The following is a 21812-nucleotide window of genomic DNA, read 5'->3' as shown; positions in this document are numbered from 1 at the left end:
CAAAATTTCCTTTCATTAGTACTTTTCTCTATTGTAACATTCCGTAAATACGAATGCACGTTCTGCCGATAAAATTAATAACAGCTCTGCCTTTACGACAGAGCTTTGTTTAATCCTATTCATTTTTCGTTAATTGCAGTGCTTTTTTAATATCTTTAAAAGAGCTGGATTTACCATACATTAACACGCCACCGCGATAGACGCGGGCGCCAAATATGGCTAACACGATAATCGTCGCGACAAGAATGGCAATCCCGAGCATTGTCTCCCAAGCTGGAATGGAGAGCATTCCGACCCTTAAGAACATGATCATTGGTGTGAAGAAAGGAAAATATGACGTGATCGTGATAAACGGAGTATCCGGTTTACCAAGCCCAAACATCGCGATCATAAATCCCGCCACTACTAATAAGGTCATTGGGGTAATCATTTGCTGGACATCTTCAATCCGGCTGACGAGCGACCCCAAAAAGGCGGCAAGGGTGGCATAAAGAAAATAGCCTAAAATAAAAAACACCACAGCGTAGATGATTGTCATTACTGGAACATTTCCAAATCCAAAAACATCCCAAAAGCCGTCTTGAAATGAATTCATGTTGCTTTTTAACGAATAATAGCCGACAAGCAAAAATACCACGAGCTGTGTCAAGCTCAATAATCCAACCCCTAATATTTTGGCAAACATTTGTTTAATCGGCGAGACACTGGAAATTAAAATTTCCATGACTCTTGAAGATTTTTCTGTCGCCACTTCCATCGCAATCATATTGGCATACATGATGACCGCGAAATAAATAATAAATAATAGGAAATAGACGAGTCCCCTAGCCTGATTCAGTTCCTCCTCGGTCTTGGCATTTTTCTCCAAGGCAATCTTTTTGAAATTGACAGGTTCATACAGTTTTGTCAGCTGGGCCTGGGTTAAATTTAGTTTGGAGGCGGCAAACGTTGTCTTCAGCTGCTGTAAACCTGTTTGCAAATCAGTGAATAACGAGGTGTCCGCAATGCTCTTTGCTTTAAATACAGCTTCTGGGAGCTGCTCCTGGTTTAACCGCAGCTGGATGAGTGCATCAAAATCTCCGGCTGCCACCGCTTTTTCCGCCTCCTTTTCATTATGAGAATAAATGGTCAGTTTAATCTCTTTATTAATCGCAGCAAGCTGCTGCTTCAAAGGCTCATAGAGTTTACCTGTTTCATCCAAGACTGCAACGGTCTCCTTTGCACCGCCCTTGTCAAAGAGATTGATAATGTTTTGAATATTGGTCAGTCCCAGGACAATAACAACCGTCAATATGGTGGTGATAATAAACGATTTGCTTTTTAATTTGGTCAGGTAGGTATGTAGTAAAATAATCCAAAAACTATTCATAGGAGGCACCTACTTTCTCGATAAAAATATCATTCAAAGAGGGCTCTTCGAGGGCGAATTTCCGGATGAATCCCTTTCCAACGATTTCCTGTAAAATCGCTTCGGCTACGCTCTCCCCTTCAATTTGCAAAAGAATGCCTTCCATTGTCGGCTTCGCCTTTACCACACCAGGAAAATCCTTTAATGATTCCAAAGGAAAATCGCCATGAATGATCAGGTTCTTTTTTCCGAATGCCCGTTTAATTTCTTTTAATGCCCCATGGACAACCGGCTTGCCTTTCTGCATGATACATAAGTGTTCACACAACTCCTCTACATGGTGCATTTGATGACTTGAAAATACGATCGTTGTACCATTTTCTTTTAAGGCAAGCACTGCATCCTTTAATTGTTCCACGTTCACCGGGTCAAGGCCGCTAAACGGCTCATCGAGAATAAGTAATTTTGGTTTATGAATCACAGCTGCAATAAATTGGATTTTCTGCTGGTTCCCCTTTGATAACTCTTCTACCTTTTTATTCTCATATTCAGGAACTCTAAATCTATCCAGCCAGAATTTTAATTCCTGCTGTGCTTCGTTCTTCGTCATTCCTCTTAATCTTGCCAGGTAAACAATTTGGTCGCGGACCTTTAGTTTTGGGTATAAGCCTCTTTCCTCCGGCAAATAGCCGACCAAATGACTGGTGGAATAGTTTAATGGCTTCCCCTCCCAGCTGATTTCTCCACCACTCGGGTCAAGCAGACCCAAAATCATGCGGAATGTAGTCGTTTTTCCGGCACCGTTTGCCCCAAGAAAACCAAATATTTCTTTTTCTGGTATGACCAATGATAAATCATCCACTGCCGTAAATTGCCCAAAGCGTTTAGTCACATGTTTCAGCTCTAAAGCCAAGCCCCTCACTCCTTTCCTTCTCCCTAAAAATATACCATATTATGCCGACTTCCTTTGCACAATTTGGTGAATTATGCAAAAATAATAGTATCAATCTATTTAAAAAAGGGGATGCAGAATGAAAACTTATAAATTAACAGCTTTTGAAGCAAATGGCGAAAAGATAATTGACGAGGCCTTCCAGGCAGAGAACGATCAAGCGGCCAAGGAACAAGGCGAAAAATTATTAGCTGAAAAAAACTTATTGGAAAAAACACACCGCTGTACCTCACCAAGCGGCCAACTGTTGCTTTTCCATCCATAATAGGAAAAGCGTAAGCGCCTCGATCATCCCTGACAAGCAAATGTTCTTCTACCCTAAAAGTCCGCTTTTTGACTTTTTGGGTAGAAGGTTATTTGACCTCGAGGGGCTTGGCGCTGGAGCTGGACATAAAGCGGGCGCATGAATTACATGCGCCCTGCCTTATTATTTCCCAATAAATGTTGGTTTTCTTTTTTCAATAAATGCCTTTATCCCCTCTTGATGATCCTGGGTTTCACGCATTTTCTGCTGACCATGTTTTTCTAGTTCTAAAATCTTCAATAATTGTGGCCGGTTTTTCTCTGCTAAAATCTTTTTCGTCCTAATCATGGCTTGTACAGGGCGGTTTAACCAATCGGTTACTCTCGTATGTACGGCCGTCTCAAGGTCATCGTCAGCAACTTCTTGAATCAGTCCAAGCGAAAGCGCTTCCTCTGCCCCCATCATTTTGCCATCCCAAATAATCTGCTTTGCCTTTGTTTCACCTAATCTTTTTTCTAAAAAGAAATGGGCTCCCCCGTCCGGTATCAAACCAATACCGATGAAATTCATTGCCAGTTTGCTCGATTTGTCAGCAATGATATAATCTGTTGCCAATGCTAAACTAAATCCTAAGCCAGCCGCAGCACCTGTAACGGCACTTATGGTTAGCTTGGGAATGCTGTAAAGGGTAACGACAAGTTCGCTAATACAGTCCATAACTGGATAAAACGCTGAGGGATCCATGTTCGATAGCATTGTTTTAATATCGCCGCCTGCGGAAAAAGCTCTTCCTTTTCCGGTTAACACGACAATATCAATTTCATCCGATTCACTAATTTCTTTCAGCTTTGTGACTAATCCCCTGATCATCTCAACATCCATGGCATTTAATGCTTCCGGTCGATTCATCTCAACGGTTGCAACTCGGCCAGCCACCTTCACATTTACCTTATCGGTTACAAAATTGGTTGACACTTTTTATCTCCTCCCACAAATATTCAATTCTATTATATATGAAACAAACAAAAAAAGGATGAACTTTCATAATATATCGAATTTTTATCGAAACGCATACAGGACAAAGGACATGCCTGCCCCTTGTCCTGTGGTTGGTTAATTCTTGTTAATGACTCCTTTTTGCACTTGATCCCGAAGTGTCCGTTTTAGAAATTTCCCGACAGATGTCTTCGGAATTTCTTCAAGGAAAAGTATATCATCCGGAATCCACCACTTTGCAAACTGTGGTTTTAAAAAGTCAAATAATTCTTCTTTTGTTGTTTTTCCTTTATAGGCATCTTTTAATACGACACAAGCAATTGGCCGCTCCTGCCACTGTTCGTGCGGTACGGCTACAACGGCGGCCTCAAACACTGCTTCATGTGCCATTAATGCATTTTCCAAGTCAACGGAGGAAATCCATTCACCGCCGCTCTTAATTAAATCCTTTGTCCGGTCGACAATTTTGACAAAACCTTCCTCATCAATCGTAACCACATCACCGGTATAGAGCCAGCCATCGCGGAAGGCATCTTCGGTTCGTTCATCTTTATAATATTCGGAGGCAATCCACGGACCCCTCAAGGCTAATTCGCCCATTTCTTTCCCGTCCCAAGCGACCTCTCCATCTTTACCGATAATTTTCATTTCAAGGCAGGGAACAAGTGTCCCTTGCTTTGAGCGAAGTTCCAATTTCTCCTCGGGATCAAGGTTCTCCTGGTAGCTTTTTAACGTTGAAATAAGCGTTAGCGGACTTGTTTCTGTCATTCCGTAGGCATGCTTGAATGGAATGTTATATTTTTGTTCAAATGTTTTAATCATTCCTTTTGGTGCAGCCGATCCACCGCATAAAACCGTTCTTAAGCTGCTTAGATCATATTTGCCTTCTTCAAGTTCCTTTAGCAGGCCGAGCCATATCGTCGGCACACCCGCAGTGATGGTAACCTTCTCCTGCTCAATCAATTCCGCCAATATTTTTGGGGTAAAATAGGGCCCGGGCAGAACCAAGGTAGTACCAAACCATACCCCGGCAAAAGGCATTCCCCAGGCATTGACATGAAACATTGGGACAACTGGCATGGCGATATCCCGTTCACTGATGCCGCCGCCATCTACAAGTCCAAGCGCCAAGCTGTGCAAAACGATACCGCGATGAGTGTAAATGACTCCTTTTGGGTTACCGGTGGTTGCCGATGTATAGCACATTCCCGCCGGGGCATTTTCATCGATGTCTTCAGGAAAGTTAAAGTTTGGATTTGCTTCTTTTAAAAGATCTTCGTAGTGATAAATTGGTGAGAGTGTTGTTTCCGGGAGCTGTTGATCATCTGTCATGACAATATAGGCTTTTACAGTCTTTAATTCTGAAGCGCACTTTTCAAGCAATGGCAGGATGTCTTGGTCAACTAGGAGGACTTTATCTTCTGCATGATTGATGATATAGGTGATATGCTGCGGTGAAAGCCGGATGTTTATCGTATGGAGGACGGCTCCCATGCATGGAATCGCAAAATAGGCTTCTAAATGACGATGGTGGTTCCATGCCAATGTTCCTACTTTATCCCCTTTTTCGACGCCTATTTTGGCAAGCCTGTCAGCAAGCCTGCGCGTCCGCTCGGCCATTTGTTTGTAGGTGAATCGCTGGATTCCGCTGGCAGTCCTTGAAATCACCTGCTTTTTTGGAAAAAACATTTCTGCCCTTTTGATCATTTGCGTCATTGTTAAAGGTGTTTGCATCATCGCTAATAACCACTCCTTTAGCGTTTTAAACCCATAGATTTCTATGAGCTCCAGTCCTCTATTCTATTCGCCGTTAAGCCAGCGGATTCCTTTATTAAGAACAATATTTTGTCTAAGGAGATTGGTAAAGTGTAACAGAATATTCATATATCGTTAAGCTGTGTTGGGCTAGTTTTAATAAAATGAAACTAGACTTACATTTTAAAAAGGATGGTGGTTATGTTTACAAAAAGCTCCCGCTTAAACCTCAAGCAGGAGATCCGTTTTCTGAAAAGAGTTCTTCCAGAATTTTGATTTTTTCATCAGTATATGCTTCAAAATTGTCATTATAGGATTTAGGGTCTTTGGGATTGGCAAAATGGGTAATCTTGCCGCTTACAGGGTCAATAAATTTGCTTGAAGCCCCACAGCCGAGCCCAATAATCGTTTGCAGCTCTTCCATAATTATGATGTTATAAATACTCTCTTGAGTTGGTAAAGAATAACCCACATTCTCAAGATTGCCTAGGATATTTTTCTGCCGATACAAATAATATGGAACATAGCCATGAGCAGCAGTCCAATCCTGCGCAAGCTCCATCATTTTTTCAACTTCCGTCCTGTCGGCAACCCGATACCTATCCTTGTTTTTTGTCATTTCCGAAGCCCGTTTAAACGACAAGGTGTGGACAGTTAATGATTCTGGCATTAATTTCTCGGTTTCCGCCAAAGTATGGGCAAATTCCGTTACTCCTTCACCAGGGAGACCAATTATTAAATCCATATTGATATTATTCATGCCCGCCGAGCGCGCTAAATGAAACTTATCAATCGTTTCCTCGACGGTATGATGTCTGCCAATTGCTTTTAATGTTTCCTGGATATAGGACTGTGGATTAATGCTGATCCGATCGATGTTCCACTTTTTCAACACGGCCAATTTTTCCGGCGTAATTGTGTCGGGTCGCCCCGCTTCTACGGTAATTTCGCGAATTCCGGCAACCTCTGGAAATGAAGTATACATTTCTTCATAAAGCAAGTCCATTTCTTCAGCAGTAATACTTGTCGGCGTGCCGCCGCCATAGTAAACAGTTGTAATCTTGATTCCCCTTTCCTTTAGCCATTCACCAATTTTCCGCATTTCATAATGAAGGCCGCCTAAAAAGGAATCGACGGAACCCTGGCGTCCATTAATCGCATAAGCTGGGAAGGTGCAATAAGCACATTTCGTTGGGCAGAATGGAATCCCGATATAGATGCTCACTTCCTGCCGCAGCGAATACAGATCTGGCACGACGGATAATTGGCGGTCAACAATTTGCTGCATTAGCTGGATTTTTTCATCCGTAATAAGGTAATCAGCCTTCAGCTGCTGGTGGGCTACTTCCATGGGTATTCCTGCCTGAATTTTTTTATGAAGCAGTTTGGTTGGTCTTACCCCTGTTAGAATGCCCCATTTCTGAGTGATTCCGCTAAAATCCTGTAAGACTGTTAAATATACATGGGAAACAGCATTTTTCACCTGCTTGAACCGTTCTTTGTCCGAGTCATCCGGAGGTAGTTCCTTCTGATAATTTGAAAAATAAACAGCACCTTCTCGGTCACATAATTCCGCCGAGACGGAAACTGCCTCACCTACCCGTAAAACAAATTTTATTTGTAAATCAGCCGTTCCATCAACAGCCATGACAATTTGTGATTCTTCGAAAAATAGATTGGCTATCAACTGCAGCGGCCGGATAAATCTTTCATCCTCTAATCCTAGTATGGAAATACGCAAATCTTATCACCTTTCAAACAGAATTTCCTTTAAGTGTACAAAATCGTCAATATTAGGTCAATATAGAGGTAATGATTCACCAACAACTGTTATCGGCCGGAAAAACGATGAAAATTAATTTAAAGAACCAGTTCCCGCCATTTTAGGCGCTTTAAGTAAAGATTCATTTGGCAAATGGACATATTCTTTCACTGTGGCTTGGCTCTCCCCTTTATCACAAAAAAATACCACAGGACCGAAGCCCGTGATATCTCTTTACGGTTTGATAATTTTCATCTTCCGTAGAAATTCGATTGGTTGCTGTTTCCGGAAGTGTTCCATTACCATGTACGCTACCCCTTGATCATTTTCTGATCTGGTAACCCAATCGGAAGCCTTTTTAACCGCAGACGGTGCATTTCCCATCGACACGCCCAGGCCAACAGCCTCAATGACCGGAATATCATCAAGTCCATCACCGATATAAACCATTTCTTTAAGTTTAATTCCGAACTGGTTTCCAAGATAGGTTAAGCCGGTGAGTTTGGAAGCGCCCGTCGGAACGATGTCTATCCTTAAAGGATCAAGCTCATACGCTTCAACTTCACTGTACATTTTTTCAAGGGCAGCTTTTGCATCAAGCAAATCACGCTTTTTTTCAAAATATACTTCGATTTTCGAAGGAGTCATTGGCTGGTCATGTAAATACTCACTTAATGAATTGACGAATTGCTGCGAGTAAACGAAAGGCTCTCCTGTCGTAAATATCGTCTTTGATAATAAATCATTTTGAATCTTAAACTTGTTGGCCAGCGAAAACTGTTCGTGGACGAGTCGGATCTGACAGGGAAGTGCCTCGAAAAATCGCACAATATCATACGTAATGCCCTCATTGATTCGCTTTACATAAATCGGTTTTTCCTCCGAACCGGCTATATACGCCCCTTGATGGGTCACGAGCGGCATTTTAATTTTTAAAGCTTTAGCTACTTTTCTTGCCGATGGAAAACTGCGTGATGTCACCAGTGTGACGTAGATACCTTTTTGCTGAACATATTCGATAGCTTCCTTTGTTGACTTATGAAGCTTCCCATTTGTTTGTAAAACAGTCCCATCAATATTTAGTGCAAGCAAGCGATAAATCATCATGGTGCCCCCTGTTCTTGGTGAAATTCCTCTATATCACTTTTATGACTTTTCACTCATTAATAGAACAGTCCATCAGCAACGTGATGATACCATTTACAACCTCTGCCGCTTATTGCCTTTCACCGTATAGTTCTAATAATGGTTTCATCACCACTTGGTTGATCTCGTGAATGATCATGTTCATCCGTTGCTCGGCTTCCATCAGCCGAAAGATCTTTTCATTTTGTTGTACTTGAAGAACCGATGCCTGCGCCTGCTGGAGCTCTTGCTCGGAAATGTTTTGGCCGGTCATTTGCTTTTGTTGAAGAGTCATTTGAATTTCCCGAAAGTGGTCAAACATATTTTTCGAGGCTGGATCAGCATTTACTCCATCGTACATCATTTTCAAATATAAAAATTCATCGCTTTCACGGATTGCCGCTTCCAATGCGTAAGCGGAATCATATAAGTTAACTGCCATCTTTAGGTCACTCCTTTAATGGGTAAATCTTAATAACTATACCAAATTATTCAAGAAATAGCGAAAATGTTCGAATCACCTTCTGCCGCGGAATGACATACATTACACTATCAACGGATGCCTATAGGCTATTTTGGCTAATAGAAAAATATAAAATTTTCCCAAATTTTATTCTTTACTATGTCGCATAAATTCAACTACGCCTTATGAACCGTCCAAACGGACTCGCCAATTGACGAGCTTTCATTTACCGGAAAATGAGGAATGTGTATGTCTGTTCCATTAACCTCGATTATGATCTCGATTCGGAAAGCAGCCAATCAAAATGACCGGCTTATACAAATGTCACAGCAATTATTGGAAAAATTAAACATTACTAATACGCAAAACCTGTATCTTTCACTGGGAAAAACAATCGTCAGTACGAACATTCAAACTATGGCAATGGCTGAAAATGAAATCATTCTACCGGAAAATATCACAAGAAGCCTGCACCTGCCAAATCAAAGATACAAATTTCAGGCCATTTACCGCTCTAACACTCATACACTTAAGCTCGGACCTGTGATTGCACTGCTGACAAACTTCCATATTAATAACGAAGATCCTCATTTTCGTACTGTCCATAAATTTTGTGAGGAACTTCATCAAGTTATTTCGAAAAACGGCGGTTTTTTTTATGTGTTTTCCTATAAAGACTTTTCAACTAAAGGATTTTTCTTTCAAAATGAAAAGTGGATTCCGGCTGAACTTCCTTTACCTGATGTCATCTACAACCGGATCCATTCACGGCAACTGGAACAGAAGATAAAATACAAACAATTCCGCCAACAGCTTGAACTATTAATGATCCCGTTATTTAATGATCGCTTTTTATCCAAGTTGGAAGTTTATGAACATTTAAAGAAGGAAGTCAGCCTCTTTTCTGCCATTCCCGAGACAAAGATTTTTTCAAAAGAAAACCTTTATGAATTTGTACAAAAATATGACACGGTTTTTATCAAACCAATCCACGGAAGCCAAGGTAAAAACATCTTGAAAATAAGCAAGCATAAGGATAACAGTTATTTCGTTCAATCCTCGGTAAAAACCGGCAAAGAACCATTTGAAAAACCTTTTTTCCTGGAAGAGTTATATCAGCGGCTAAAACCGGAACTGCAAAATCGCATCTATATCATTCAGCAAGGAGTCTCTTTGATAACGAAAGATTTGCGGCCAATGGATTTTCGCGTGTTATGTCATAAGCATCAGCCAACTCGCTGGGAAATAACTTCAATCATCGCCAGAGTCGGGGCGGAGCAAGAAATTGTCTCTAATTTGGCCCGGGGCGGTACCATCATGCGGCCGTTGGAGGCATTAATAAATGTGATGGATATCCAAAAAGCGAAAGAGTGCTTAGCACAAATGAAGCAATTGGCATTAGAGATTGCTGCAGGGATCAGTACACATTCAGCGGGAATCATTGCTGAACTAGGAATTGACATCGGCGTCGACAGCGAGGGAAAGCCCTGGTTAATCGAAGTGAACTCCAAACCTTCGAAATCATTTGCTGAAACCCAAGGTAAAGTCAGACCGTCAGCGAGGGCGATTGTCCAATTTTGTACGGTTCTGGCATTTGATGAAAATACAGAAAGGGAGATTGGTTAAATTGATTGCATTTGGCATTATGACGTTAACCCCGGATAGTGAGGCCACCTATCTCACGGAAATCGCCAGGTTGGCAAAGAAATTTGATATTGAATGTTTCTGGTTTATCCCATCACAAATTAACCCATACTCACAGCAGGTTAAAGGAAAAAGGTTTGATTCTCTAACCAATCAATGGGTGGATGGTGATTTTCCCATTCCTTCTGTCCTTTATGACCGCTGTTTTTACGGCGATGACGATCACTCCAAGCAATGTCTCCCCATCGTCTCATGGTTAAAAAACAGAAACGATATTACTTTCCTCGGCTATGGGCTACCGAATAAACTAGAACTTTATGAATCCTTAAAGGACTCTATACTTTCTCCCTATTTACCGGTATCTGTGTTTGTTTCTGACAGTGAAATGGTCTTTCAAGAGCTGGAGGCAAGAAGAAAAATCGTTTTAAAACCAATTAACGGCTCACAAGGCCACGGGATTTATTATATCAAGAAAAACGACAATAGTTTTCATGTAAAAACGGAGAAGCAAAAGCAGATTATTTCGCGAATTTTTCCAAATAAGCTCAAGCTGTTAAGATGGTTAAAACCATTAATTCAGGCAAAAAAATATCTCTTGCAGCCATACCTTGAATTATACGATCAGAGCTTACAGCCGTTTGACATTCGCATTCTGCTGCAGAAAAACGAGCAGGGAATCTGGACCGAACGCGGCCGGGGAATTCGCACAGGAACAATGGGAGGAATCTTGTCCAACTTAAGTGCCGGAGGAATAGTCAAGAACTTTACGGAATGGGCCGATACGCTGCCGCCAACAACAGCGGAATACATCCGTTCCGAATTAAACTACATTCTAAATCATCTACCGCTATTACTAGAAAGTAAATTTCTTCCATTATTTGAAATTGGTGTTGATATCGGTATCGCCAAAAACGGTTCTATCTGGATCCTTGACCTTAACTCGAAGCCGGGGAGAAAGGTCATTTTACAAACAGCACCGGAAATGAAGGAAACGCTTATCCATGCCCCGCTTCTTTATGCAAAACACCTCCTTGGACTGGAACAACAGGAAAGGAAGAGCTTTTATGCGAAAACGTTATCTCATTGAGGTTGTACAAAATGACCAGTTAATCGTATTTTGCCCGGAAGCGCTGCTTAAAGGTCGGATCATTAAACGAATTGCCTTCGGTTCTAAGTCAATGGCCGTCGATTTCTACCCACATCCCGACAGCCATGACCGTATTGTCATCAGCAAAAGAATTCAACGGCAGCTTCAATACCCCAATTTAAATATTCCACTGCATGCCTTTATCAAAAATGAAGTGCTGACAATTGGACCGCTTGTGGGAATTTTCACCTCCGGCTTTACCCAGAATTTTGGCCAGCCCCTCGGTGAACGAACGGCTTTTTTTGCGAATTTGTTATCAGTCAACAAATCTGTTGGTGCGCTCTCCTTCCTGTTTGGAGAACAGCAAATTGATTGGGAGCAAGGCATCATAGAGGGATATTTCTTTTATAAAAATAAATGGCAGAAATATGAAGTGCCGTTCCCAAATGTCATTTACGACCGCCTGCCAAACCGCCGCAGTGAAAAAAGACAAAAGCAAAAAAAGGTAAAAGAACGGCTGCAAAAAGAATATATGATACCCTGGTATAATCCGGGCTTTTTTAACAAACTGGAAGTGTACGAAAGACTGCAGCAGGATGCATCGGTTGAAAGGTATCTACCCGAGACCCACCCTTTCACCTCTTTCTCCCATATCGAGTCGATGCTTTCCAAGTATGGACACGTCTATATTAAACCGAAAAATGGCAGCCTTGGGCTGGGAATCCATCAAATTATTTATGACAAACAGACAAATGAATATTATTGCCGTTACCAGGAAAAAGGTGAGGTGAACCGCTTAAGGAAATTTCATAGCCTTGAAAAAATGTTCGAACTCGTATTTGCTCACCAGCCGCTTGATAAAATGGTCGTCCAACAAGGTATCCATTTACTAAGAATGAATCAGCGTGCCGTTGACTTTCGGGTTCATACTAATAAAGATGACGCCGGGATATGGCAGGTAAGTGCGATTGCGGCCAAAATTGCCGGTCCTGGCAGTGTTACAACTCACAAACGCAGCGGCGGTGAAATCAAAACTTTGAGCGAAATTTTCCCACTGAAAAAGGCGGCGGAATATAAAGAAAAGCTTGAAACGGCTGCTCTTCATTTAAGCCATGCACTGGAACAGAATATGGAAGGAATCATTGGCGAGATTGGTTTCGATTTAGGGATTGACCGCCATGGGAATGTCTGGCTCTTTGAAGCAAACTCCAAACCGGGGCGGTCGATTTTCAGTCATCCAGAATTACAAGCCTTTGATTTATTAACGCGAAAGTTATCGATCGCTTTTGCGGTCTTTCTCGCGGAAAAATCGTTGCTACACCCCGAGGAAATGTATAAATGAAGAAAGCACAACGAAAACCGTTAATTGGCATCATCACTGCACAAAAAGGAAATGGAGCAATTGCCGGAAACAGCCGGCTGTTTAAAAGCCTGCAGCAAAAGCTTATTTCATCTGGTGGAATAAGCTTTGTCTTTACTGTGGAAGGAATCCATGAAAATGAAATTGACGGCTTTGTTTTTTCAGTTAGAAAAAACAGCTGGATGAAATCGCAGTTTCCCTTTCCTGATGTTGTCTACAATCGAATCCCCGATCGAACAGTGGAGCAAAGTGAAGAAGTCCAGAACTTTTTCTTACGCTTGAAGGAAAAAGGAATTCCCTTTTTTAATCCTTGCTTTATTGATAAATACGAGCTTTATCAATGCTTCCAACACGACTCCATCATCAGCAAATTTTTACCTAAAACCAGCTTGATTGAGAATAAGCAAAATTTATTAAAGTTATTGGAAACTCATTCTTCCATCTATTTAAAGCCCTGCAACTCTTCTAAGGGAAACGGAATTTATCGTCTGGCTCAGTCACCCTCCTTATCATTAACCGGGAGAAAACAACAGATATTGTATGAAAGTTACGAGCAGTTTTGGCAGGAATGGGGCGAGAAGCTACTGAGAAAAAGATATATTGCCCAGGAGGATATTCAGTCTGAACAATACAACGGCAAGCGATTTGATTTCCGCATCCTTGCCCATGCTTCCGGTACACACTATGTCTTAACAGGCATAGGCATCCGCCAGTCACAAAAGCAGGACATCACCACTCATATTCCATCGGGGGGGAGGCTGGTTCCGTATCAACTTTTGCAAACTGCCTCACATGATCAATTCATTCAAACCATCATCCCGCCAATTGGAAAGACATTATCAGAACGGTATGGCTTTTTTGGTGAATTTTCAATTGATGCCGCGGTAAGCAAAACAGGACAATATTATATTTATGAGGTGAATTCCAAGCCAATGAGCTTCGATGAACCGGAAATTGAATCAGCTAAAATTGCTCAGCTCTGCCGATTATTTTGCCAACTTGCAAAAAATGATATTTAAATCATTCCATGAAACAGGTAAGCTAATAATAGCTATCATTAAGGGGAATGATGAAACGATCACCACTTCCAATTTAAACCATTATTTGAAAACAAAAATATTCCCGGGTGAAGTGTTTCTTATTACGCTGCTGGGCTAAAGAAACATGGCTCAGCTTTTTTTGCGTTTGTTATAATTAAACAAAATGTAATTTAATGGGGAATGTCATATGTTTAAAAAACTGTTAACACATTTTAAAGATTCCATTTTATTATCGAATCGTCCTGAGAAACCCATGGACCAATATTTCATCTTTTACAATGAAGCCGAAAACGAATGGATCGGCCTATTGAAATCATCTGTAAGCGAGCAGGAATTACAGCTGTTGAAATCACTTTTCACACTTGTGGAATACGAACCATCATCCGCCATGACATTGCCACAAACATGGTATGAATTCTTATTAATGGATGGACCGCCCCCCAGCCAGAAGAAGGAAAATAACGTCCGTTTGATTCAGTTTTATCTTCATCATCATAATCCGGATCCTTCAGAAATTGAAACCGCGTTAACCGGATTTTTCAGCGAAGAAGTCATTATTTTTTGGGAAAACAATCATCGAGGGATTGTCATTGAGGAGAAGTCACAAATCGCTTTAACTGAGGAAGAATTAATCGCTATGACCGGCACATTAGAAAGTGATTTTTATGTTAAAATTTCTTTTTTCATCGGGAAGCGTTATCCGCTTACAAAGCTGCTCCCTTCAAGATTTCGAGAAGAAAGAGACTTCTTCGCATTTGGACTTGCCCATTTAAACAGCACGAATATTTTTACATATGAACGAATTTTTCCGGCATATCTTGCCTATCATTTACCTGAAGAAATTAAGCAAAAGGTAAATAACGAGATATTAGAAATTTTTCAACAAGACCCGGAGTTATTCTCAACCCTGAAAATTTTTCTCGAAAATAATTTAAACGCCAGCCTTACAGCCAAAAAATTATATATTCATCGGAATACCCTTCAATACCGAATTGATAAATTTACCGAAAAAACCGGGCTCAGCCTAAAAGATTTTTACGGTGCCTTTACGGTCTTTCTGGCCTGTCTTCTATTTGACTATCAACAAAAATGACAAGATGCCCAAAAGAGCGCTTTCAAACTTTGTGCAACCTGACGATTATGAAAAATTGATATATCCGTTAAACTGAGATTATTAATATCACAGGAGGCATTAAAGATGGCAGAATTAAAATTGGACCATATCTATAAAATTTATGATAATAAAGTTACCGCTGTTTCGGACTTTAATCTTCATATTGAAGATAAAGAATTTATCGTCTTTGTTGGTCCTTCAGGATGCGGAAAATCGACCACTTTGCGGATGATCGCTGGTCTTGAAGAAATTTCAAAAGGGGATTTCTATATTGATGGGAAACGCGTTAATGATGTGGCACCAAAGGACCGCGATATCGCGATGGTTTTCCAAAACTACGCTCTTTATCCGCATATGACCGTTTATGATAACATGGCCTTCGGACTCAAACTTCGTAAGTTCCCAAAAGCCGAAATTGATCGCCGGGTGAAAGAAGCAGCCAAAATTCTCGGCCTGGAAGATTATTTAAATCGCAAACCAAAAGCCCTCTCCGGTGGTCAGCGTCAACGTGTTGCTTTAGGTCGTGCGATTGTCCGTGATGCCAAAGTATTCTTAATGGATGAACCATTATCGAACCTTGATGCCAAGCTCCGTGTGCAAATGCGTGCTGAAATTGCTAAACTGCACCGCCGTTTAAATACAACCACCATCTACGTAACCCACGACCAAACGGAAGCGATGACGATGGCAACAAGGCTGGTTGTTATGAAAGATGGGGTGATTCAACAGGTTGGTTCGCCTAAAGAAGTTTACGAGAAGCCGGAAAACATCTTCGTCGGCGGCTTTATCGGTTCTCCGGCCATGAACTTCTTTAACGGCAAACTGGAAGAAGGCAAATTTATCATTGGAAATTCCACCATCACTATACCTGAAGGCAAAATGAAATACCTCCGTGAGCAAGGTTATGTTGGAAAAGAGATGATTCTCGGGATTCGCCCAGAGGATATTCATGACGAGCCAGTTTTCATCGAGGCCTCAAGCGGTACTAAAATTACTGCAAAAATTGATGTTGCTGAATTAACCGGAGCGGAATTAATGATTTACTCCAACCTTGATGGCCAGGATTTTGTTGCCCGCCTTGATTCACGTGCCGATATTAAACATGGCGACTCAATAGAACTGGCATTTGATTTAAATAAAGCTCACTTCTTTGATGCTGACGCCGAGCTGAGAGTTCGTCCTTAATTTTCGTTCTTCTTGAAGTATTCCTAAGGACGCCGTAATATTAGATAAGCCCCGTAAAATGGCGGGGCTTTTTCTATTATGACCTTTGGATGCCAATCGCTTCCGGCCTTTCCACCACCCTCTTTTCTTATTCTTTTATAATAACCACATCTTCCTTTTGACAGCCAGGGCAGCGATAAAAATGGGCACATTTGCGACTTGAATGGTTATCAGAATATCCATCTTCAAGCTTCATCAAGTCAATCTCCATATAGGGACTGTAATCATCATAATAATCCATTAACTTGCCGCATTCCAACATAGGTTCCCCGCAATTGGCACAAAGTAAATATACTTCCCGCAAACCATTACAAACCGGGCATACTGACATTTCCTTCACCCTTTTGTTTATTGTTTTCCCTAGTTTATGCTACTTTGTTTTCCCTATGTGGTGGAATAAATTACTAATGATTCTATCGAATAAGCAAACAAGATTAAACCATAATAAAGATTACAAGCTACAATCCAACATTGGATGAAACCATCAAGGGTAGTTACCGGTGCAATTCCGGTTCATCCAACCAAGTTTTTTCTTACCGACATGGGTTAGGCCTAGATGGCTTTAGGTAAATCCAAATATGGTGCAAATCCATACTAACCCCAAACTTTTTAAAGAGGAGTGTTATACAACTATGGCTAACAACAACAACTCTAATCAACTTCTAGTACCAGGAGTACAAGAAGCTCTTAACCAAATGAAGTATGAAATTGCTCAAGAGTTTGGTGTAAACCTTGGGGCAGACACTACTTCACGTGCCAACGGATCTGTCGGAGGAGAAATCACTAAGCGTCTTGTTTCAATGGCTCAATCACACCTTAGTGGATTCCAACGTTAAACGCAAGCAACCCTTTTTATAACAAGTTAATAATATGGCCTAAAGTCCCCTCTTTTCAGAGGGGGCTTTCATTTGCTGCTTTAACGGCAATACCCTTGCTTATGCAAAAAAAAGCCACAGATTATCATCTGCAGCTTTTAATGAGTCGTAATTGTATACCCAATAAAATATACAAGCACTAATACACTTCCGATTGCAAGTACAATTGAAAAATCCATAATTTTTGTCCCACCCCATTTGAATGATGTTAAACATTTTTAAATTATCATAAAATGGGGCTTTTTCTTGTGACTTTTATTACACTTTCATGGCGGAAAATCGAACATTTTGTGAACTTTCGGGTTTTTTGCTCATTTTATCCGGCTAATTCTGCTCCCCCTTGCTGTAGCTGGTACATTTGGTGGTACTTGCCCGCTAACGCCATTAACTCATCATGTGTTCCTTGTTCAACAATCGACCCACGGTCTAAAACAAGAATTTGGTCTGCATTGCGAATCGTTGATAATCGGTGGGCAATGATAAAGGTTGTTCTCCCTTTCTTTAGCACTTCCATCGCTTCTTGAATCAAAGCTTCCGTCTCTGTATCAATACTGGAAGTTGCCTCATCTAATATTAAAATCGCCGGATTAAATGCCAATGCCCGGGCGAAAGAAATTAACTGACGCTGTCCGCTGGACAAGGTGCTGCCCTTTTCAATCACCGGTTCATCATAGCCATTTTCCAAATTTTTAAAGACACGGGCCGCGCCAACGTCTTTTAGTGCCTGCTCAACTTTTTCTCTTGTAATCGATGGGTCTTGTAAACTAACATTGGACACAATTGTCCCGGTAAATAAATAGGGATCCTGTAAAACGATTCCCATATGGTTTCTTAATGTTTGCCTTGGAATACATTCAATATCCTTTCCGTCAATAACGATTTTTCCCTTTTGACAATCATAAAAGCGAAACAACAGATTCATGATTGAGCTTTTTCCGGAGCCGGTGTGGCCGACAAGGGCAATCGTTTCTCCCTGTTTCGCCGAAAAATTAATATTCTTTAGTACATATTCGCCCTCTTTATAGGCAAACGATACATTTTTAAATGAAACATTCCCTTTAATCCGAGGAATGCGCTCCTGACTGACGTTTTCACCCGGCTCATCCAAGAGCTTGAAAACCCGCTCCCCAGCGACGAGTGCCTGTTCCAAATTGGCAAGCTGGTTCACCACTCCCTGTACCGGCTCGAACAGGCGGTTGATATAATCAACAAAGGCGTAGAGCATTCCCAGGGAAATGACCGCGGAGGGGACAAGCGACTGAGCGCCAAAATACCAGATAAAGGCAACGAAAATCAGATTGCGCAATACTCCAACCAGGTTATGTGAGGTTAAAGAGTTAAGGGTTAACAATTTATTTTGGTAGGTAAAATGTTGGTTGTTCAACTTTTCGAATTCCGCTTTCGTTTCTTTCTCACGGCCAAACGCCTGAATAATACTCATCCCTTGAATTGATTCGTTAATCATCGCATTTATATCGCTGTTCCGTGAGCGAATGACGCGGTTATATTTCGAAGCAAATTTCCGGTATACCAGCATCCAAATATACAGAATCGGCAGTAGCAATAGACAGATGGCCGCCAGCTTGGGATTTAAAATAAACAAAGCAACATAAATCCCGCTGATATATATCGCGCTGGTAAAGAACGCCGCCAAAACGGTAACGTACAGTTCGCGGATCGCCTCTGTGTCATTGGTAATCCTTGCAACCACTTTTCCCGCAGGCAGATTATCAAAATAATGAATAGGCAGCCGCTGAATATGGTTAAAGACATCCTCCCGCATTTTTTGAATAATGCGGTTGGCGGATTGTTGCAGTAAATATCGCTCGCCATATTGAAAAATCGCCGATACCACTAATAATCCAAAATAGAGCAGTAGCAATTGGATGATACTCGGAATTTCCGGCTGGTAAAATCGCAACAGCTCATTTCCTTTTAGAACTTGAACTTGGTATTCAGCTGTTTTTGCTCCTTGCGTAATTGTCAATACGTCCTTGTTTAAACTCCGTTTCCCATCAAAGGCCAGTAATTCGTCTGTAAATACAAATTTGCTGCCAACTTGAAGAATACGGGCCGGGTCTCCTTTTGGCTCACCCTTGGAAAAATTGGTCTCCCGTTTATAATAGCTGCCATTAAATTTAGCAGCGTTCCTACTGCTTGAAGTTTCATACCAGACAGATTCGATTCCGAGAATGTGCTGGTCAATCACATTTTTTGCAATGAACGGGCCGGCTAGGTCGGTTGCAACAGAAATGGTCAGCATGACCAGTGCTGCAAAAATGATTTTCTTATAGGATAAGGCGTATTGAATTAATCTTTTTCCTGGTTTCATACTGACACCTCCTCTGCCACTTTGTTTTCAATCTGTTGGCGGATCAATTGCTCCTTGTACCAGCCATTTTGCTCAAACAATTGTTCATGTGTTCCTTTCTCGATGATGTTACCTTCATCAAGGACAATAATGTGATCCGCATGCTGAACCGCGGACATGCGATGTGTGGTTATAATCGTTGTCTTATTGCTGCGAACCTGACGGATATTATCGATAATTTGTTTCTCTGTTTTCGCATCGACAGCCGATAAAGCATCATCAAGAATCAGGATTTCCGGATTTTTGATGAGTGCTCTGGCAATTGAGATTCGCTGCTTCTGCCCCCCTGAAAGGGCGACACCCTTTTCGCCGACGAGCGTTTCCAACCCTTCCGGCAGCATTTCCAAATCCTGACGAAAAGCTGCCAAATCAATGGCTCTATTCATTTCTTCAGGGCTGGCATCTTCTTTACCGAATAAAATATTTTCCTTTACGCTTTTTGAAAAAAGAATATGGTCCTGGGGAACATAGCCAATCCAGCCCCGTACCTGCTCAAGCGTTTGCTCATCCAGGGAAATATCAGAAATTGAGACATCTCCTTGACCAAGCGGATATTGCCTTAATAATTGCTTAATAAATGTGGTTTTTCCACTGCCTGTTTTCCCAACTATCCCGAGTGTCTCGCCTTGATGAAGAGATAGATCAATATTTTTCAGGTTATCAAATTTCGACGATGGATAGCGGAAGGTCACTTGTTTAAAGTCAATTTTTTCAGCGGCACTTAAGGATGTTGGCTTTGACGGATCGGTTACTTCTTCTTTGTAGCGCAATGTTTCATTAACACGGTCTAACGAGGCATTGCCGCGCTGCATGACATTGATTAATTCGCCAATGGCAAACATCGGCCAAATTAACATCCCTAAGTAAACATTGAACGAAACAAGATTCCCCAGAGTAATGGTCTGATGAAAAACCAGGTACGCACCATAGCCAAGACCTATTAAATAGCTGATTCCAACTAAAATTTTTATGGTAGGATCGAATAAAGAATCAATCAGTGCTACTTTCATATTTTTTTGGTAAATATCCTCGGTCAACTGCCCGAATCTTCGGCTATCGGCGTTTTCCTGAACATAGGCGCGGATCACCCTGACACCGGCGACAGATTCCAATACGCTGTCATTTAACTTACCGAAGGAATCCTGCGCTTCCATAAAGCGGATATGAATTCTTTTCCCGTACATTTGCATCAGGACTGCCATTATAGGTAGCGGGATGATTGCGGCCAATGTCAGTTTCCAGCTGATCAAAAAGCCCATTGTTAACAATAGTGTCAGCATCCAGGCACTTGAGTCGACGAGCGTTAAAATTCCAAACCCTGCTGTCATCGAGATGGCTTTTAAGTCATTCGTCGCCCGGGCCATTAAGTCCCCGGTACGATTTTTCTCATAAAAGGCCGGGGTCATTTTTAACAGATGCTGGACAAATCTTGATCTAAGTTTACGTTCTACCAGAAACGCTCCGCCAAATAATAAATACTGCCAAATGTAGCTTAGACCGTAGGATGAAATCATAATAATGAGAAGAGCTATCAAATAGAGTCCTATTTTATTTCCGGTCATCGTACCAATATGGATATCATCAATGGCCATTCCAATCAATTTTGGCGGCAGGATATCAATTAACCCTACAATAATAAGCAATGGTATCGCGATCGCATAACGCTGCCAGTTTTCTTTAAAAAACCAGCTTAGTTTTTTTAATACTGAAAACATAATGGCACTCCCCCTTTTGTTGAACCTATCCGCTTTCTATCTCGATATTTTTGCTTGCGAATCTAATTAGGAATTTGGGTTTCATTTGTTTTTCCTCCTCTATTTTTATTGAAAAAAATAGAGCATACCGCTTAAAACGTGCAGTATGCCCTATCTTCAACCCGAAAAAAGAGACAAAAAAACACACATTACGTATCACAAAGGAACGTAACCTGTGTTAAGTTATCTGTTGAAAAACATTAAAGGATAATCGGATTATTCACCTGGACAGGTTACGTTGATATATTCAGTTGTTGGCTGGACTTTTTTAAGCTCAATCATGTCGTAACCCTCCATTTCCTTTTTTTTCTTACCTTGTTAGGTTATCACCAGTTTTTCTATATGTCAATTCCTAATTTTCACAAATTATTTTATCCAGGCAGCGGTTCCATAAGCAATGATTTCAGATGCTCCCTGCATCACGATGATCATCCAGAACACCTCTTTCCCCACATTTGCAACTATTTTGCCTTGCAATTGAAAAGTTTAATATAAAATTATTGGAAAACGTAACAAATTTTTCATTCTTTTTACAAAAAACAATGTTCGTTTCCTATAGAATATATATAGGGTCACTAGTGTTGCATTAATTTAATTTCACTATTAGGAATACTCGAAATGTTCAATTTTATTATTCTCTGCAAAGAAAAAGTCCTTTATAATGGATAGGTCAGGTGGTAATCCGTCCAAATCCAATA

The 21812-nt window shown here is 41.1% G+C and carries 18 protein-coding genes; 8 read left to right on the top strand and 10 right to left on the bottom strand.

Features of this window, described 5'->3' with window-relative positions:
• Positions 1-115: 115 nt before the first annotated feature.
• Positions 116-1369 (bottom strand): ABC transporter permease, encoded by a 1254-nt coding sequence (locus JK635_RS23335; protein ID WP_202656358.1) that lies wholly within the window; start codon positions 1367-1369, stop codon positions 116-118.
• Entirely contained in the window at positions 1362-2261 is a 900-nt protein-coding gene (locus JK635_RS23330; RefSeq protein ID WP_202656357.1) for an ABC transporter ATP-binding protein, read from the bottom strand. Before JK635_RS23330 ends, JK635_RS23335 begins: the two co-directional genes overlap by 8 nt.
• A 118-nt stretch (positions 2262-2379) precedes the next feature.
• On the opposite strand from JK635_RS23330, the gene JK635_RS23325 reads away from it, so the two are divergent.
• The gene (locus tag JK635_RS23325; protein ID WP_202656356.1) at positions 2380-2565 is read left to right on the top strand and encodes a YhzD family protein; all 186 of its coding nucleotides are present in this window, start codon (positions 2380-2382) and stop codon (positions 2563-2565) included.
• 162 nt (positions 2566-2727) lie between these two features.
• Here JK635_RS23325 and JK635_RS23320 read toward each other — a convergent pair whose 3' ends face one another.
• The 5 genes from JK635_RS23320 to JK635_RS23300 form a co-directional block, all read right to left on the bottom strand.
• Positions 2728-3519 (bottom strand): enoyl-CoA hydratase, encoded by a 792-nt coding sequence (locus tag JK635_RS23320; RefSeq protein ID WP_202656355.1) that lies wholly within the window; start codon positions 3517-3519, stop codon positions 2728-2730.
• Between the two features lie 138 nt (positions 3520-3657).
• Complete coding sequence (locus tag JK635_RS23315) at positions 3658-5277, bottom strand: long-chain fatty acid--CoA ligase (RefSeq protein WP_202656354.1); 1620 nt, start codon at positions 5275-5277, stop codon at positions 3658-3660.
• A 247-nt stretch (positions 5278-5524) separates the two neighbouring features.
• Positions 5525-7036, bottom strand: a complete 1512-nt coding sequence (locus JK635_RS23310) for a coproporphyrinogen III oxidase (protein ID WP_202656353.1) — start codon at positions 7034-7036, stop codon at positions 5525-5527.
• 255 nt (positions 7037-7291) lie between these two features.
• Positions 7292-8161 (bottom strand): Cof-type HAD-IIB family hydrolase, encoded by an 870-nt coding sequence (locus tag JK635_RS23305; protein ID WP_202656377.1) that lies wholly within the window; start codon positions 8159-8161, stop codon positions 7292-7294.
• Between the two features lie 112 nt (positions 8162-8273).
• Positions 8274-8624 carry a YlbF/YmcA family competence regulator gene (locus tag JK635_RS23300; protein ID WP_202656352.1) on the bottom strand — a complete coding sequence of 117 codons (351 nt, stop codon included), beginning with the start codon at positions 8622-8624 and terminating at the stop codon, positions 8274-8276.
• A 270-nt stretch (positions 8625-8894) separates the two neighbouring features.
• On the opposite strand from JK635_RS23300, the gene JK635_RS23295 reads away from it, so the two are divergent.
• From JK635_RS23295 to JK635_RS23270, 6 genes are all read left to right on the top strand, one after another.
• Complete coding sequence (locus JK635_RS23295; RefSeq protein ID WP_202656351.1) at positions 8895-10271, top strand: YheC/YheD family endospore coat-associated protein; 1377 nt, start codon at positions 8895-8897, stop codon at positions 10269-10271.
• Between the two features lies 1 nt (position 10272).
• The gene (locus tag JK635_RS23290) at positions 10273-11376 is read left to right on the top strand and encodes a YheC/YheD family endospore coat-associated protein (protein WP_202656350.1); all 1104 of its coding nucleotides are present in this window, start codon (positions 10273-10275) and stop codon (positions 11374-11376) included.
• Positions 11354-12718, top strand: coding sequence for a YheC/YheD family endospore coat-associated protein (locus tag JK635_RS23285; protein WP_202656349.1), 1365 nt, complete (start codon positions 11354-11356; stop codon positions 12716-12718). Before JK635_RS23290 ends, JK635_RS23285 begins: the two co-directional genes overlap by 23 nt.
• Positions 12715-13755 (top strand): YheC/YheD family endospore coat-associated protein, encoded by a 1041-nt coding sequence (locus JK635_RS23280; RefSeq protein WP_202656348.1) that lies wholly within the window; start codon positions 12715-12717, stop codon positions 13753-13755. The genes JK635_RS23285 and JK635_RS23280 overlap by 4 nt, the downstream gene beginning before the upstream one ends.
• A gap of 208 nt (positions 13756-13963) precedes the next feature.
• The gene (locus JK635_RS23275; RefSeq protein ID WP_202656347.1) at positions 13964-14869 is read left to right on the top strand and encodes a PucR family transcriptional regulator; all 906 of its coding nucleotides are present in this window, start codon (positions 13964-13966) and stop codon (positions 14867-14869) included.
• Positions 14870-14974: 105 nt separating this feature from the next.
• Complete coding sequence (locus JK635_RS23270) at positions 14975-16075, top strand: ABC transporter ATP-binding protein (RefSeq protein WP_202656346.1); 1101 nt, start codon at positions 14975-14977, stop codon at positions 16073-16075.
• Positions 16076-16202: 127 nt separating this feature from the next.
• On the opposite strand, the gene JK635_RS23265 is transcribed toward JK635_RS23270, so the two are convergent.
• Positions 16203-16445: a hypothetical protein gene (locus JK635_RS23265; protein WP_202656345.1), complete on the bottom strand. Its 243-nt coding sequence runs from the start codon at positions 16443-16445 to the stop codon at positions 16203-16205.
• Between the two features lie 301 nt (positions 16446-16746).
• Here JK635_RS23265 and JK635_RS23260 point away from each other — a divergent pair, with 301 nt between their 5' ends.
• Positions 16747-16950 carry an alpha/beta-type small acid-soluble spore protein gene (locus tag JK635_RS23260; RefSeq protein WP_202656344.1) on the top strand — a complete coding sequence of 68 codons (204 nt, stop codon included), beginning with the start codon at positions 16747-16749 and terminating at the stop codon, positions 16948-16950.
• A 355-nt stretch (positions 16951-17305) separates the two neighbouring features.
• Here the strand turns inward: JK635_RS23260 and JK635_RS23255 are convergent, their stop codons facing one another.
• Together JK635_RS23255 and JK635_RS23250 are read right to left on the bottom strand one after the other, a co-directional pair.
• On the bottom strand, positions 17306-19321 hold the full coding sequence (locus JK635_RS23255) for an ABC transporter ATP-binding protein (protein WP_202656343.1): 2016 nt from the start codon (positions 19319-19321) through the stop codon (positions 17306-17308).
• Entirely contained in the window at positions 19318-21075 is a 1758-nt protein-coding gene (locus tag JK635_RS23250; RefSeq protein WP_202656342.1) for an ABC transporter ATP-binding protein, read from the bottom strand. The genes JK635_RS23255 and JK635_RS23250 overlap by 4 nt, the downstream gene beginning before the upstream one ends.
• Positions 21076-21812 lie beyond the last annotated feature (737 nt).

Source organism: Neobacillus paridis (assembly GCF_016765675.1).
GTDB classification, from domain to species: Bacteria; Bacillota; Bacilli; order Bacillales; family Cytobacillaceae; genus Neobacillus; species Neobacillus paridis.
This window is presented reverse-complemented; position numbering and strand designations above follow the sequence as displayed.